Origin of the sequence: Lysobacter sp. CA196 (genome assembly GCF_052078695.1) — a bacterium.
GTDB lineage: Bacteria > Pseudomonadota > Gammaproteobacteria > Xanthomonadales > Xanthomonadaceae > Lysobacter.
The window spans coordinates 52,059-65,921 of the sequence record NZ_JBQJIN010000017.1; the positions used below are offsets into that span (position 1 = coordinate 52,059).

14 protein-coding genes are annotated in these 13,863 nt (G+C 66.7%); 5 read left to right on the forward strand and 9 right to left on the reverse strand.

Annotation, left to right across the window (positions count from 1 at the left end; genetic code table 11):
- Positions 1-476: 476 nt before the first annotated feature.
- Together ACTOWK_RS15460 and ACTOWK_RS15465 are read right to left on the reverse strand one after the other, a co-directional pair.
- Positions 477-1,016: a demethoxyubiquinone hydroxylase family protein gene (locus ACTOWK_RS15460; RefSeq protein WP_441331013.1), complete on the reverse strand. Its 540-nt coding sequence runs from the start codon at positions 1,014-1,016 to the stop codon at positions 477-479.
- Between the two features lie 13 nt (positions 1,017-1,029).
- Positions 1,030-1,629, reverse strand: a complete 600-nt coding sequence (locus ACTOWK_RS15465; protein ID WP_441331014.1) for an NUDIX hydrolase — start codon at positions 1,627-1,629, stop codon at positions 1,030-1,032.
- 183 nt (positions 1,630-1,812) lie between these two features.
- Between ACTOWK_RS15465 and ACTOWK_RS15470 the strand changes: the two genes are divergently transcribed.
- The 5 genes from ACTOWK_RS15470 to mtnC all read left to right on the forward strand — a co-directional run bounded on the left by ACTOWK_RS15470 (position 1,813) and on the right by mtnC (position 7,353).
- Positions 1,813-3,291, forward strand: coding sequence for an amino acid permease (locus ACTOWK_RS15470; protein WP_441331015.1), 1,479 nt, complete (start codon positions 1,813-1,815; stop codon positions 3,289-3,291).
- A 243-nt stretch (positions 3,292-3,534) separates the two neighbouring features.
- The gene (locus ACTOWK_RS15475) at positions 3,535-4,962 is read left to right on the forward strand and encodes an amino acid permease (RefSeq protein WP_441331016.1); all 1,428 of its coding nucleotides are present in this window, start codon (positions 3,535-3,537) and stop codon (positions 4,960-4,962) included.
- Positions 4,963-5,127: 165 nt separating this feature from the next.
- Complete coding sequence (locus ACTOWK_RS15480; protein ID WP_441331017.1) at positions 5,128-5,766, forward strand: methylthioribulose 1-phosphate dehydratase; 639 nt, start codon at positions 5,128-5,130, stop codon at positions 5,764-5,766.
- Complete coding sequence (locus ACTOWK_RS15485; RefSeq protein WP_441331018.1) at positions 5,763-6,320, forward strand: 1,2-dihydroxy-3-keto-5-methylthiopentene dioxygenase; 558 nt, start codon at positions 5,763-5,765, stop codon at positions 6,318-6,320. Before ACTOWK_RS15480 ends, ACTOWK_RS15485 begins: the two co-directional genes overlap by 4 nt.
- 337 nt (positions 6,321-6,657) lie before the next feature.
- Entirely contained in the window at positions 6,658-7,353 is a 696-nt protein-coding gene (gene mtnC / locus ACTOWK_RS15490) for an acireductone synthase (protein ID WP_441331019.1), read from the forward strand.
- Positions 7,354-7,531: 178 nt separating this feature from the next.
- Here the strand turns inward: mtnC and ACTOWK_RS15495 are convergent, their stop codons facing one another.
- The 7 genes from ACTOWK_RS15495 to hisA form a co-directional block, all read right to left on the reverse strand.
- Positions 7,532-7,750 (reverse strand): hypothetical protein, encoded by a 219-nt coding sequence (locus tag ACTOWK_RS15495; RefSeq protein ID WP_441331020.1) that lies wholly within the window; start codon positions 7,748-7,750, stop codon positions 7,532-7,534.
- A gap of 9 nt (positions 7,751-7,759) precedes the next feature.
- Positions 7,760-8,227, reverse strand: a complete 468-nt coding sequence (locus tag ACTOWK_RS15500) for a type II 3-dehydroquinate dehydratase (protein ID WP_441331021.1) — start codon at positions 8,225-8,227, stop codon at positions 7,760-7,762.
- A 331-nt stretch (positions 8,228-8,558) separates the two neighbouring features.
- Positions 8,559-9,137 carry a YdeI/OmpD-associated family protein gene (locus ACTOWK_RS15505; protein WP_441331022.1) on the reverse strand — a complete coding sequence of 193 codons (579 nt, stop codon included), beginning with the start codon at positions 9,135-9,137 and terminating at the stop codon, positions 8,559-8,561.
- 4 nt (positions 9,138-9,141) lie between these two features.
- Complete coding sequence (locus tag ACTOWK_RS15510; protein ID WP_441331023.1) at positions 9,142-10,764, reverse strand: calcineurin-like phosphoesterase C-terminal domain-containing protein; 1,623 nt, start codon at positions 10,762-10,764, stop codon at positions 9,142-9,144.
- A 905-nt stretch (positions 10,765-11,669) separates the two neighbouring features.
- A complete protein-coding gene (hisIE, locus tag ACTOWK_RS15515) occupies positions 11,670-12,308 on the reverse strand; it encodes a bifunctional phosphoribosyl-AMP cyclohydrolase/phosphoribosyl-ATP diphosphatase HisIE (protein ID WP_441331051.1) in 639 nt (212 codons plus the stop codon).
- Positions 12,309-12,333: 25 nt separating this feature from the next.
- Positions 12,334-13,119, reverse strand: coding sequence for an imidazole glycerol phosphate synthase subunit HisF (gene hisF / locus ACTOWK_RS15520; RefSeq protein WP_441331024.1), 786 nt, complete (start codon positions 13,117-13,119; stop codon positions 12,334-12,336).
- A complete protein-coding gene (gene hisA / locus ACTOWK_RS15525) occupies positions 13,113-13,862 on the reverse strand; it encodes a 1-(5-phosphoribosyl)-5-[(5-phosphoribosylamino)methylideneamino]imidazole-4-carboxamide isomerase (RefSeq protein WP_441331025.1) in 750 nt (249 codons plus the stop codon). The genes hisF and hisA overlap by 7 nt, the downstream gene beginning before the upstream one ends.
- Position 13,863: the final 1 nt, after the last annotated feature.

A 13,863-nucleotide genomic window follows, 5' to 3' on the forward strand; every position in this document is an offset into this window, starting at 1 on the left:
GAGGCGTTGATGTTGATGTTGATGTTGATGTTGATGTTGATGTTGCCGTGAAAGCTTGGCGCAGCCCCGAGCTCGCGAGAACACCCGTAGACCCGGAGGGCGGCGCACAGGACGTGCGCCGTTTTTCGATAGGACAAGGATGTCCTATCGAAAAATCCCGGCGACAGCTGCGTACTCGCAGGGGAGCTTCGTCAAGGAAGGCCTCCCTTTGGTTAGCTTTCTTTTGGGCCAGCAAAAGAAAGTAACCCGGCCGCGTCAGCGGACGGAAGCTTTGCTCTTGCCGTGGCTTCACCGCTCTGCGGTTATAAACGCAGCAACGGGTCACGACGTGGTCGCGACTCGCGTCGCTCCTACCCGGGGTTACATGCAGCGGCGACGCGAAAGTTAGGCAGAGCGGTCGCGGCTTGCGACCGCAGGACATCCCTGTGGGACGTCGCGCCCCCTGGGGGGCACCACCCGGGCGGCGCGACCGCCCTCTACAACCGCATGCCCAGCCAGATCACCGTTTCGGTCGAGGCCGACACCACCGGCGACAACAACCTCGACCAGAAACGATCGCTCGCCAAATGATCGGCCGAGGCATCGTGATGTTGCTGTTCTTCCTCGACGATGGTCGAGATCGCCGTGCTCGCCGCGGGGTCGGAGGCCGCCAGGCTGTGCAGTTGATGCACCAGGTGACGCAACACCACGCGTTCGACGGCCACCGTGGTCGCGGCGATCGCGCGTTCGCCGCACAAGCCGGTCGCCAAGCCCAGGACATAGCCGCCGATGCCGCACAGCCAATAGCTGCGGCAACGCGGGCGGCCGCGGCGTTGCAGTTCGGCCCAGAACAAGGCCCGATGGCGTTCTTCATCGGCCTTGAAATGGGCCAGTTCGCTCAACATCCGCGGTGCGAAGAAACGCGCCATGGCGATCTGCCCGGCGTAGATGTGGACCGCTCCGTGCTCGCCGGCGTGATTGACCTTCAGGATGCGGCCGCCCAGTCCGGTATCGCCCGGCACCGCAAGCGTCGTCATCGCGGCAGCCGTCTCAACCACGCTCCAACCACTTGCGCGCCATGCGCCGCATCGACTCGTCGGAGCCGGGGTCGTCGAGCAATCCGGCGATCTCGCGCCAGGCCAGGTCCAGCGATTCCTCGCTGATCACGTAGTCCTCGTTATCGCTCGCGCGCACGACGTAGCGCAGGTCGTAATGCCAATGGCCGGGAACGTCGCGGCGCTCCGGGATCCAGTGGCGGTCGAGGTCGAACAGTTCGGGCTCGACGCTAAGCCCGGTCAGGCCGGACTCCTCCTCGGCTTCGCGCAGGGCCACCTGGGCCAGGTCGCGGTCGCCGTCGGCATGGCCGCCGAGCTGCAGCCAGCGCTCCAGTTTGCGGTGGTGGGTCAGCAGGACCCGGCGCCCGGCCTGGTCGATCAGCCACGCACCGCCGGTGAAATGGCCGGCCAGGCGCTCGCGCAGGAAGGGGTCGCCAGGCGCCAGGGCGCCGTCCGGGGCGGTGCCGCGGCCCTGCGCCTCGTCGAGCAGGTCTAGAAACGCCAGCGTATGTTCGGCTTCCTGCGGCCAACGTCGGCCATATTCGATGAGATTGGAACGCAGAACTTCGATGACGTCGGAATGTTTCGCAGGCATGCGGAGTGAACACTGGCGCGCGACCGGGGGCGCGATTATGCGGGCAAAGCCCGTGACGGTGTGCGCTTGCCGCCCATTTCCACCCTGGGTTAAGGTGGCCCGCCGCTCCACTGAGGGAGGCGGTCATCGTCGTCGCCAGAACGACGGGTAGAGATCACTTCTTACGAGAGAGAGGGGAGTTCGATGTCGAGAGGCCTGTTCATCACCAAACCGGTGGCGCCGTCCGGCCACGTGGATGCCGGCGAGCCCGTAGAGGGCAGCCTTGAAGGCGAGGCGACGCTGAAGCGATCGTTGACCGCCACCCAACTGGTGATGCTAGGCATCGGCGCCGTGATCGGCGCCGGCATCTTCGTCCTCTCCGGTCACGCCGCGGCCGAACACGCCGGCCCGGCGATCGTACTCAGCTTCATCGTCGCGGGCATTACCTGTGCCTTCGCCGGCCTGTGCTACGCCGAGTTCTCGGCGATGATGCCGGTCTCCGGCAGCGCCTATTCGTATTCCTACGCCACCCTGGGCGAATTCGTCGCCTGGTTCATCGGCTGGAACCTGGTCCTCGAGTACCTGTTCGCGGCCTCGACCGTCGCGGTCGGCTGGTCGGGCTACCTCAACAGTTTCCTGAGCACCTTCGGCATGGGCCTGCCGGCCTCGCTGGCGGCCGCCCCGCTCAACGTCGTCGACGGCAGCATCGTCTACACCGGCGGCCTGATCAATCTGCCGGCGGTGGCGATCGTCGCGGCACTGAGCGGCCTGTGCTACGTCGGCATCACCCAGTCGGCCTTCATCAACACCATCATCGTTGCGATCAAGGTGATCGTGATCACCCTGTTCGTGGCCTTCGCCACCAAGTACATCAACCCGGACAACTGGGTGCCGTTCATCCCGGAAAACCAGGGCCCCGGCAAGTACGGTTTCGACGGCATCATCCGCGGCGCCTCGGTTGTGTTCTTCGCCTACATCGGTTTCGACGCGGTCTCGACCGCGGCCGGCGAGGCCAAGAACCCGCAACGCGACATGCCGATCGGCATCCTCGGCTCGCTGGTCATCTGCACCATCATCTACATCATCGTCTCCGGCGTGCTGACCGGCCTGCTGCCCTACCACATGCTGAGCACGCCCAAGCCGGTCGCGACCGCGCTGGAAGCCTATCCGGCGCTGGGCTGGCTCAAGATAGCCGTCGAGATCGGCGCCATCGCCGGCCTGAGCTCGGTGATCCTGGTCATGCTGATGGGCCAGCCGCGCATCTTCTACTCGATGTCGAAGGACGGCCTGCTGCCGAAGTTCTTCGCCAAAGTGCATCCGAAGTTCCAGACGCCCTACGTCGGCACCATCATCGTCGGTATCTTCGCCGCGCTGTTGGCCGGCTTCCTGCCGATCGGCCTGCTCGGCGAGCTAGTCTCGATGGGTACCCTGCTGGCCTTCGCAACCGTCTGCATCGGCGTGCTGATCCTGCGCCGCACCCGACCGGACCTGCCGCGCCCGTTCCGCGTGCCGCTGGCCGTGGTGATCTGCCCGCTCGGCGCGATGGCCTGCCTGTACCTGTTCTGGAAGCCGTTCTCCGAGCATTGGCACCTGATGACCGGCTGGACCGCGATCGGCATGCTGATCTACTTCGGCTACGGCTACCGCAACAGCAAGCTGCGCAAGGCCGCCAACGGCGCCTGACCGGCACGCAGTCAGCAAGGCCGGCGGAACTTCCGCCGGCCTTTTTCCTTTTCACGCAACGCGCATCGCACCAGCGATCGGATTCGAGTCACCAGGCCCGACAGCGTTTGATCGTCATCCCCGCGCAGGCGGGGGTCCAGCGACTTCAAAGGTTCTCGCCCGTAAGGCCCTGGATTCCCGCGTTCGCGGGAATGACGAGCGGAAGGTCGCTGCACAGCCGCAAGCAGCACCAGGAAGAAACACATGCTGGGACAACTCTGGGCGACCAAACACCCGCACGCCGCCCACACCGACGCCGAGGGGCTGAGCCTGCACCGCACGCTCGGGCCGTGGGGACTGACCGCGCTCGGCATCGGCGCGGTGATCGGCGGCGGCATCTTCGTCATCACCGGCAAGGCCGCGGCCGAGCACGCCGGCCCGGCGATCATGCTGTCGTTCGTGCTCGCGGCGATCTGCTGCACCTTCTGTGCCCTGGCCTATGCCGAATTCGCGGCGATGGTGCCGGTCTCGGGCAGCGCCTACACCTACACCTACGCCACCCTCGGCGAACTCGCCGCCTGGTTCATCGGCTGGATGCTGATATTGGAGTACGGCGTCTCGGCCTCGGCGGTGGCGGTCAGTTGGACCGGCTATTTCCTCAGTTTATTGGAACACTTCAACATCACCCTGCCTGCGGCGCTGGTGCAGGCGCCGCTCGACGCCAAGCTGCGTCCGACCGGCGCGATCGCCAACCTGCCGGCCGCGGCGATCGTGCTGCTGCTGACCTGGCTTTGTTATGTGGGCATCCGCAAATCCTCGGCCATGAACATGGCGATGGTATTGCTGAAGTCGGGCCTGATCGTCCTGGTGATCGTGGTCGGCTGGAAATACGTCGACCCGACCCTGTGGCACCCCTTCATTCCCGAATCGCAGGGGCCTGGCAAATACGGCTGGGAAGGCGTGCTGCGCGGCGCCTCGATGGTCTTCTTCGCCTACATCGGCTTCGAGGCGGTGTCGGTGGCGGCGCAGGAATCGCACCAGCCGCAGAAGGACATGCCGATCGGCATGCTGGCCTCGCTGGCGATCTGCACCGTGCTCTACATCGGCATGGCCGCGGTCATGACCGGCCTGGCGCCGTACAACCTGCTCGGCACCGACGAGCCGGTGGTGACCGCCATCGCCGGCCATCCGGAGCTGAACTGGCTGCGCCTGGTGGTCGAGATCGGCGCCCTGGTCGGCCTGTCCTCGGTGGTGCTGGTGATGATCATCGGCCAGCCGCGCATCTTCATGATCATGGCCCGCGACGGCCTGCTGCCGCCGGTGTTCACCAAGATCCACCCGAAGTACCGCACCCCGCACGTGAACACGGTGATCACCGGCATCGGCATCGCCCTGCTCGCCGCGCTGTTCCCGCTCGACATCCTCGGCGACATGACCTCGATGGGCACCCTGATCGCCTTCGCCGCGGTCTGCGCCGGCGTGCTGATCCTGCGCCGCACCCAGCCGGACCTGCCGCGCCCGTTCCGGATCCCGTTCGCCTGGGGCATTTGCCTGGCCGGCATCGTCAGCTGCCTGGTGCTGCTGTCGACCATGACCGCGCACAACTGGATGCTGATGGGGGTCTGGACCGCCGTCGGTTTCGTCATCTACTTCGCTTACAGCTTCCGCCACAGCCGGATGCGCAAGCGCTGAACGGGCCTGCCGACGGGCTTAATGGCCTGATGGACCCAAGGCTGGCTTGACGGCCTAGGCCAGAGCCCGGCCCGACGGCCCGCGGCAACGCTGTGTTGCCGCCAGGGCGGTCAATGACGCGGCGACCGGAGCGATCCGGTCGCCGTTTGTTTGTAAACTGCGGGCATGAACAGCTCTCTGCCCTACGACCCCCAACGCCTGTCGCACTGTGCCGGCGAGATCATCGTCAACGTGCGCGAACTGGCGCTGCGCGGCTGGACTCCGGCCACGAGCAGCAACTTCTCCAGCCGCATCGACGCCGGGCACGTCGCCATCACCGTCTCCGGCCGCGACAAGGGCCGCCTGACCGAAGGCGACATCATGGTGGTCGACCTCGACGGCCAGCCGGTCGCGACCAGCCATCGGCCCTCGGCCGAGACCCTGCTGCACACCCAGCTGTACAAGCGCTACCCGCAGATCGGCTGCGTCCTGCACACCCATTCGCAGACCCAGACCGTGGCCTCGCGCCTGTACGCCGGCATCGGCCACGTCCACCTGGAAGGCTACGAGCTGCTCAAGGCCTTCTCCGGCACCACCACCCACGAAACCGCGCTGGACCTGCCGGTCTACCCGAACACCCAGGACATGCCGACCCTGGCCGCCCAGGTCGACGCCACCCTCGACCGCCAGGCGATGTGGGGCTATCTGATCGACGGCCACGGTCTGTACGCCTGGGGCCGCGACATGGGCGAAGCCCGGCGCCATCTGGAGGCGTTCGAATTCCTGCTGGGATGCGAACTGGAACTGAGGAGACTGCAGCGATGAGTCGCCTGCGCATTTTCGTCGAGGACCAACCCGACACCCCACAGCTGAGCACCTCCGACCAGGGCGAGATCGCGCGCGAGCTCGCCAGGATCGGCGTCGGCTTCGAGCAATGGCAGGCCGCGCAGCCGGTCAAACCGGGCGATTCGCCCGAGACCATCATGGCCGCCTACCGCGGCGACATCGACCGCATCGTCGCCGAGCGCGGCTTCAAGACCGTCGACGTGGTCAGCATCGCCCCGGACAACCCGCAGCGCGACACCATGCGCAGCAAGTTCCTCGACGAGCACTACCACAAGGAAGACGAAGTGCGTTTCTTCGTCGCCGGCTCGGGCTTGTTCACCCTGCACGTCGAACCGAAGGTCTACGAGATCAAGTGCGAACAGGGCGACCTGATCTCGGTGCCCGACAGCACCCTGCACTGGTTCGACATGGGCCCGCAGCCGAGCTTCGTCGCGATCCGCTTCTTCACCGAGCCGGACGGCTGGGTCGGCCACTTCACCGGCAGCGATCTGGCGCAGCAGTTTCCGCGCTACGAGAAGGGTCAGGCGGGGTGAGCTTGGTTCGGCTGGTTTGAAGCCGAAGCCGAAGCGAACGGCTAAGAGCCAAGGCAAATCCCCCCAGCCCCCCCTTTGCAAAGGGGGGAACTCTCCGGGTTGTAATTGCGCAGCCATGCGCCGGGTCGATTCACCGAAGCCGCAGAGTTACTGCCCCCCTTTGGAAAGGGGGCAGCGCCCGATGGCTCCGCCGAAGCCTAGTCCTCTGAAGCGCGGGGGATTTGCTTCCCGCTCCGGCCGCCCGCCCCCGAGCCGGACAAAGCCACCGCGCCGCTTTTGCGCCGACCGCCCCGGCAAGGCGACAATCCCCTCCCCACGCTTCACGGCCGTCCCGCCCATGCCCATCCGCGCCATCCTCACCGATATCGAAGGCACCACCAGCAGCATTTCCTTCGTCAAGGACGTGCTGTTCCCGTACGCACGCCGCGCCCTGCCGGGCTTCGTCGCCGCGCGCGGACGCGAACCGGCGGTGCGCAAATGGCTGGATGCGGTCGCACTGGAGAACGGCGGCGTCTGCCAGGACTCGGTCGTGGTCGAGGTGCTGCAGGGCTGGATCGACCAGGACCGCAAGCACACCGCGCTCAAGGCCCTGCAGGGCATGATCTGGGCCGACGGCTACAAGAGCGCCGACTTCACCTCGCACATGTATCCCGACGCGACGCCGGCGCTGCGACAGTGGAAGGACCAGGGCCAGCGCCTGTACGTCTATTCCTCCGGCAGCGTGCCGGCGCAGCGATTGCTGTTCGGCCACAGCGACGCCGGCGACCTGACCGAGTTGTTCTCGGGCTGGTTCGACACCGAAGTCGGCGGCAAGCGCGAACGCGACAGCTATGCGCGCATCGCCGAATCGATCGGATTGCCGGCGGACGAGATCCTGTTCCTGTCCGACGTGGTCGAAGAACTCGACGCCGCGCGCGAGGCCGGCCTGGCTACGGTGCTGATCGATCGCCTCGACGACTATCCGCAGCCGCGCGAAGGCGAAGCGACCCACGGCCATACCCGCGCGGTGTCGTTCGCGCAGGTCGAGGTTTGACTGCAGGCGGCGGTTTCGCCGTCGCTTGAACCACGGTTCGCGGCTCACGCCGCTCCTACCCCTTGGCGATACCGCTCCTGGGTAGGAGCGGCGCGAGCCGCGACCGCGAACCATGGCTGCGGTCGAATCATCTAGGCTCACCGCAGCGACACGCTGCGGTGACCGCAACTCGCTATCCCTACAGCCGGCTCAAATGCCGGATCCGCACTTCATCGCGCTCCACGCCGCGTTCGCAGGCGACCTGGCTGCGTATGCGCTCGACCAATTCGGCCGGATCGAAACCTTCCGCATCCGGCGGCGCGTAATCCAAGGTGGTTTCGCCGCGGATGCAGAACCGACCGCCGACCAGGATCTCGTAATCGGCGAAATAGAAATGGTGCTCGGACACTGAGCTCATGAGCGCGGCTCAAGTGCCGACGTGGACGTCGTTGCCGCTTTCGACGCAACCCAGGTGCTCCAGCGCGATCGACAAGGCCAGGGTATAGCTCTGTGCGGCGTAGCCATGGACCAGACGCAGGCGCGGGCCGCATCGCGGCGCGATCGACGGCTCCAATGCGTTCATGTCGTCGTCGTGGACCTCGATGTACGGCATCGGCAACCGCGCCAACGCGCAACGCAAGGCCTCGCTGGCCGGCAGACAGGCGCCGGGGTCGAGCAGCAGCAATTCGGTATTGGCCGCGCGCATCGCCTGCAGGCATTCGAGCAATTCGTCTTCGCTGCGGCAGCTGCGCAGCGCGAGCGCCTTGCCGGCAATGGCGGCGCGCTCGACCAGGGTCGCGCGCACCGCGCCGGCCAGGGCCGGAGCCATCGGATCACCCTCGGACACACCGCCTTGCGGGCCGCGCAGAATCAGGATCGACACGTCGGTACTCACGGCGCACTCGGGATGGCGCGCCTGCGAGGCAATGTAGAAACGACGGGCGTAAAGGCGCTATTCGCCGAGTGGGCGGCAGCGTAAAGCCGGCGTCAATTCTTGGCGGGTTCGCGGCGTACGGTTCGCTGGAAAGTTCGCTTAGATGACGGTGTTTGTGTCGCAGTCTGCGTTCCGATGTCGCGGCTTGCGCCGCTCCTACCCGAAAGCGACGCAGCAAAGAGTAGGAGCGGCGCAAGCCGCGACCGCGCTGCTGCAAGATCGCGGCGAAATCGTCTGCGCCGATGCTCTCCATGCGGTAACGCCATCGCCAACGGCGACACTCTCGCCCCCCTCACCCGTGAATCTTTTCCCCGCGCGCCAACATCGCCACCAACTTCTCGATCCGGCTCGCGCGCGTCTCCGGCTTCTTCGCCGTCTGCACACGCCATAACACCGCATAGCGATTGGTCTTGTCGAGTTGATCGAAGAACGTGCGCGCCTCGGGCTGCTTGACCAGCGCCTTGGCCAGGTCGTCGGGCACTTCGATCTTGCTGGCCGAATCGTAGGCGGCGTCCCAGCGTCCGTCGGCCTTGGCCGCCTCGACCTCGCGCAGTCCGCCGGCCGCCATGCGCCCTTCGGCGATCAGCCGCTCGACCTTGCCGATGTTGATCTTCGACCACAGGCCCTTGGGCCGGCGCGGGCTGAAACGCTGCAGGAAAAAGCAGGCACCGAAGCTGCGCTTGAGCCCGTCGATCCAACCGTGGCACAGGGCCACATCGAGCGCCTGTTCGTAGTTCACCGTGACCACGCTCTGGCCTTTCTTGGCGATCTTCAGCCAGACCCCGCTCGCCTCGGGATGGGCGAGCAACCACTGCTCGAAGGCGGCAGCGTCGTCGAAGACGATGATCGGCGAATCCTCGAGTGCGGCCATGGCGTCAGTCCTGTGCGGTTTCGAGCAAACGATAGGAGGCCGACAGGCGCTGCTCGCCCTGCCAGGGATCGAACACGCGCACTTCGACCTTGTGTTCGCCCACGGCGGCATCGGTCGGCAGCATCGCGTTCCACAAATGCGTCGACGGCGTCGCGATGGCGGCGCGGTCGTAGCCGCGCAGGCGTTCGGCCTCGTCGTCTCGCGCGTTCTCGGCGAGTACCGCAGGGTCGGGCTGGTCGACCCGGCGCATCGGCTTCCACTCGCCGTCGTCGAGACGGTACTCGACGCGGCTGTCCTCGCGGCCCATGTAGACGTTCGCGAACACGCCGCGGCTCGGGTACGAACCGCGTCGCAGTATCTTCGGCAAATACAGCCGCAGGTAGCGGTTCGCGACCTTATCGCTGCCGCTTTGGCGCGCCGGGAACCAACGCAGGCCGTAGCCGGCATCGGCACGCACCGACAAGCGCGCGTAACCGTTCGGGGTGCCGTCGCTCATCGTCGTGTCGGGGATGCCTTGCGCATCCTTGATCCCGGACCAGAACGCACCGCAGGCGGCGCCGACGTTGTATTCGTGCAGCGGTTTCGCGCCCTGCCAACCGTCGGCGGCGTCATGGAAGACATGGCGCTGAGTGTGGCTGTGGCCGCTGAGCACCAATACGTTCGGGAACTCCTTCAGCAGCCCGAACAAACGCTCGCGATCGGCATGACGGAAGGTCTCGCGACCCGGTGCAGCGTCGAACAAGGGGATGTGCATGGCGAGCACCAGCAGACGCTGCTTGGACGCGCCCGCCAGATAGCTTTCGAGAAAGGCGAATTGATCCGGGCGCAGGCCGCCGATGTAATCGGATTTACCGCCCGGCTGATAAACCACGTCGTCGAGCACCACGAAATTCGCCTGCGGCTCTTCCCAGGCGAAGCTGTCCGGCCCGTAGACGTGGCGGAAACTCAGCAGCGAGTCCTCGTCGCGCGTCGCGTCGAAATCCAGGTCGTGATTGCCCGGCGCATGCAGCCAGGGCACCTCCAGGCTGGCGGTGACCGCGTTGAGCTTCGGGTACAACGACAAGTCGTCGTGGGTGATGTCGCCCAGGCTCAGGCCGAGGTCGGCGACGCGCGAGCCGGCGCGACCGGCAAGCAGAGGCTCGACGATGTCGCGGCGGTAGTAGTCGACATCGGTCGCGGTCTTGGTCTGCGGGTCGGCGAACACCAGTACGTCGAGATCGCCGGTGGCTTTGCGCCGTTCGGGAATCAGGCCGTAATCGCGACAGCCCGCAGCCACCGGCATGCCGCCGTACTTCAGCGCCGGCCCCGCTTGCAGGCGCACGTTGAGCCAATAGTCCGGCAGCCCGCTGGCGCGATTCGCCAGCCGGTAACCGGCCGGCTTGATCAGGAACTGGCTGCGGTTGTCGCGCAACGGCAGCCTATAGAGGCCTTGCCCATCGGTGACGACGATCCGCTCTCCGTCGGAGACACGCTGCCCCTGCAGCCCGCGCTCGCCGGCATCGCGGCGACCGTTGCCGTTGCGGTCCTCGAACACGCTGCCCCCGGCGCAGGGCGCCGTCTGGGCCCACGCGGCGGCGGGAACGGTCAAGGCGAGCAGCAAGGCGGCGAAGGACGCGGATGGACGCATGGAGGGCTCCGGAAAGAGCGCTCATTATGCGGTGATCGTCGCCCTGGACCGAGGCCGGCGGCACGGTGTAGGGATCGAGGACGAAAGCGGCATGAGTGTCGGCCGATGGCGAGCCGTCCCGGGTAGCTTCACAGGCGACGCGGATGCGCCGGCGGTTGCCGTTTCGCGGTCGCGGCTTGCGCCGCTCCTACAGGGGATGGATTCGCGGCCTTACGGTGCTGAGGCTGGCCTTTGCAGGAGCGACGTGAGCCGCGACCGCGGGACGCGCAGAGACAACAGGCCGTCGTCGCTCGTCGAAGCGGCGTGTTCTCGCCAGGGTAGGAGCGGCGCAAGCCGCGACATCGCTGTGACGGTTTCGCTGCGCCTCTTTCAAGCAAGATCAAGATCAAACCCAAAGCTTCCGCCACTAAAGCGGCGGGTTACTTTCTTTTGTCTAAAGCAACAAAAGTCCCACAGGGAGTTCCTTCGGTCAAAGGTAACCAAAGAAAAATGCTCTCTTTGAATCACCAGCCCGCACGAGCGATGCATTCGCGGTGATTTTTCATACGGGACATCCCTGTCCCGATGAAAAACGGCCTGCATCCATGCAGGCCGCCCTTCGGGTCTTCGATTGCCTTCGCTAGTGCAAAGCGACGCACAACCACAACAGGAAATCAGATTGCGGCGACGCCATCCCCTGTAGGAGCGGCGTGATCCGCGACCACGGAACGCGCGAAGACAACAGGGCCAATGTCGCCCATCGAAGCGGCGCGCTTTCGCCGGGGTAGGAGCGGCGCAAGCCGCGACCGCGAATCTGCAGCCGGCGGCGCGGGCGATCGGAATGACGTGGTCGCGGCTTGCGCCGCTCCTACCCTGAGAGCAGACAAATCGCGGGGGCCAGCAACACCGGATGCCCCACAAAACCTCTAATCGCCGTGCGAACCCCGATGCGGCTTGCCATGGCGCTCGCGCAACACCGCCACCGCGTCGGCCAGCGACAGGCCACGCGCGCGCAGCAGCACCTGCAAGTGGAACAACAGGTCGGCGGCTTCGCCGCACAAGGCGGCATCGTCTTCGGCCACCGCGGCCAGCGCGGTTTCTACGCCCTCTTCGCCGACTTTCTGGGCGATCGAGCGCACGCCCTTCTCGAACAGCTTGGTGGTGTAGCTGCCGGCGGGGCGCTCGCGTTCGCGCTCGGCGATCAGCCCGTCGAGCTCGCCGAGAAACGCCGCGGCGTCGCCGGGCGCGCTCGGGAAGCAACTGTCGCGGCCGAGGTGGCAGGTCGGGCCATGCGGACGCGCGCGCACCAGCAAGGTGTCGCGGTCGCAATCGGTCTCGATCGAAACCAGGTCGAGGAAATGCCCGGAGCTTTCGCCCTTGGTCCACAGCCGCTGCTTGCTGCGGCTGAAGAAGGTGACGTGGCCGCTGTCGAGGGTGGCCTGCAGGGCGGCGCGGTCCATATAGCCGAGCATCAGCACGCGCAGGTTCGCCGCGTCCTGGATCACCGCCGGCAACAGGCCGTCCTGCTTGTCCCAGGCCAGGGCGTCGATCTGCTCCGCGCTCAGCGTCGCGGACGCCGCAGCGGCGGGATTAGTGGAGCTGTCTGACTGGGACACCCTGTTCTCGCAATGCTGCTTTCAAGGCCGGAATGCGGATGCTGCCGGAATGGAACACGCTCGCGGCCAGCGCCGCGTCGACGTCGGCCTGCAGGAACACCGCGCCGAAATGCTCGATCGCGCCGGCGCCGCCGGAAGCCACCAGCGGCACTTCGCAAATCGCGCGGACCGCGGCCAGCTGCTCGAGGTCGTAACCGCTGCGCACGCCGTCGCTGCCCATGCAGTTCAGCACGATCTCGCCGGCGCCGCGCTGCTGCGCCTCGACCACCCAGTCCAGGGTGCGCCGGGCCAGGGCCTGGGTGCGGGTCGGGTCGCCGGTGTACTGGCGCACGCGCCATTCGCCGTCGGGGTCGCGCAGGCTGTCGATGCCGACCACCACGCATTGCACGCCGAACTCTTCGGCGATCTCGCCGATCAGCTCGGGGCGCTCCAGCGCCGGGGTGTTGATCGAGATCTTGTCGGCGCCGGCGTTGAGCACGCCGCGCGCGTCGGCGACCGAACGGATGCCGCCGGCGACGCAGAACGGAATGTCGATGGCGCGCGAAACGCGCTCGACCCAGTCGCGGTCGACGCTGCGGCCCTGCGGGCTGGCGGTGATGTCGTAGAACACCAGCTCGTCGGCGCCCTCGTCGCGATAGCGCAAGGCCAGCTCGACGATGTCGCCCATGTCGACGTGATCGCGGAAACGCACGCCCTTGACCACGCGCCCGTCGCGCACGTCCAGGCAGGGCACGATGCGCCGGCTCAGCCCGTTCAGCATCGGCGCACCTGGCGCAAGGCATCCGTCAGTTCGAAACGGCCTTCGATCAAGGCCTTGCCGAGCACCGCGCCGGCGCAGCCGACGCCGTCGGCGGCGACGATGTCGGCGATGTCGCGGATGCCGCCCGAGGCCTGCAGCTGCACGTACGGGGCGATCTCGTGGATGTGCCGGTACAGGTCGAGGTTGGGCCCGGCCAAGGTGCCGTCGCGGGAGACGTCGGTGCACAGCAGGTGGCGCAAGCCGGCCTGGGCGTAACGTTCCAGCAAGGGTTCCAGGCGCACGCCGCTGTCCTGGGTCCAGCCGGCCACCGGCAGCTCCCAGTCGCCTTCGCTGTTCTGGCGCACGTCCAGGGCGATGGTGATGCGGTCGGCGCCGAAGCGCTTGAGCCAGCCGATCACCAGCTCGGGTTCCTTGATCGCCAGCGAGCCGACCACGACGCGGTCGGCGCCGGCGTCGAGGATGGCCTCGACATCGGCCTCGCTGCGCACCCCGCCGCCGGTCTGCACGCGCATCCAGCTGGAGGTGGTGATCGCGCGCAACAACGGCGCCAGGGTGTAGCCGCCGTAGCGCGCGGCGTCGAGGTCGATCAGGTGCAGCCACTTGGCGCCGGCCTCGGCATAGCGCGTGGCCAGGGCGAGCGGCTCGGTCTCGTAGCGGGTCTCCTGGGCGTAGTCGCCCTGGTGCAGGCGGACGACCCGGCCGTCGCGAACGTCGATCGCGGGATAAAGCGTGCTGTTGCCCATG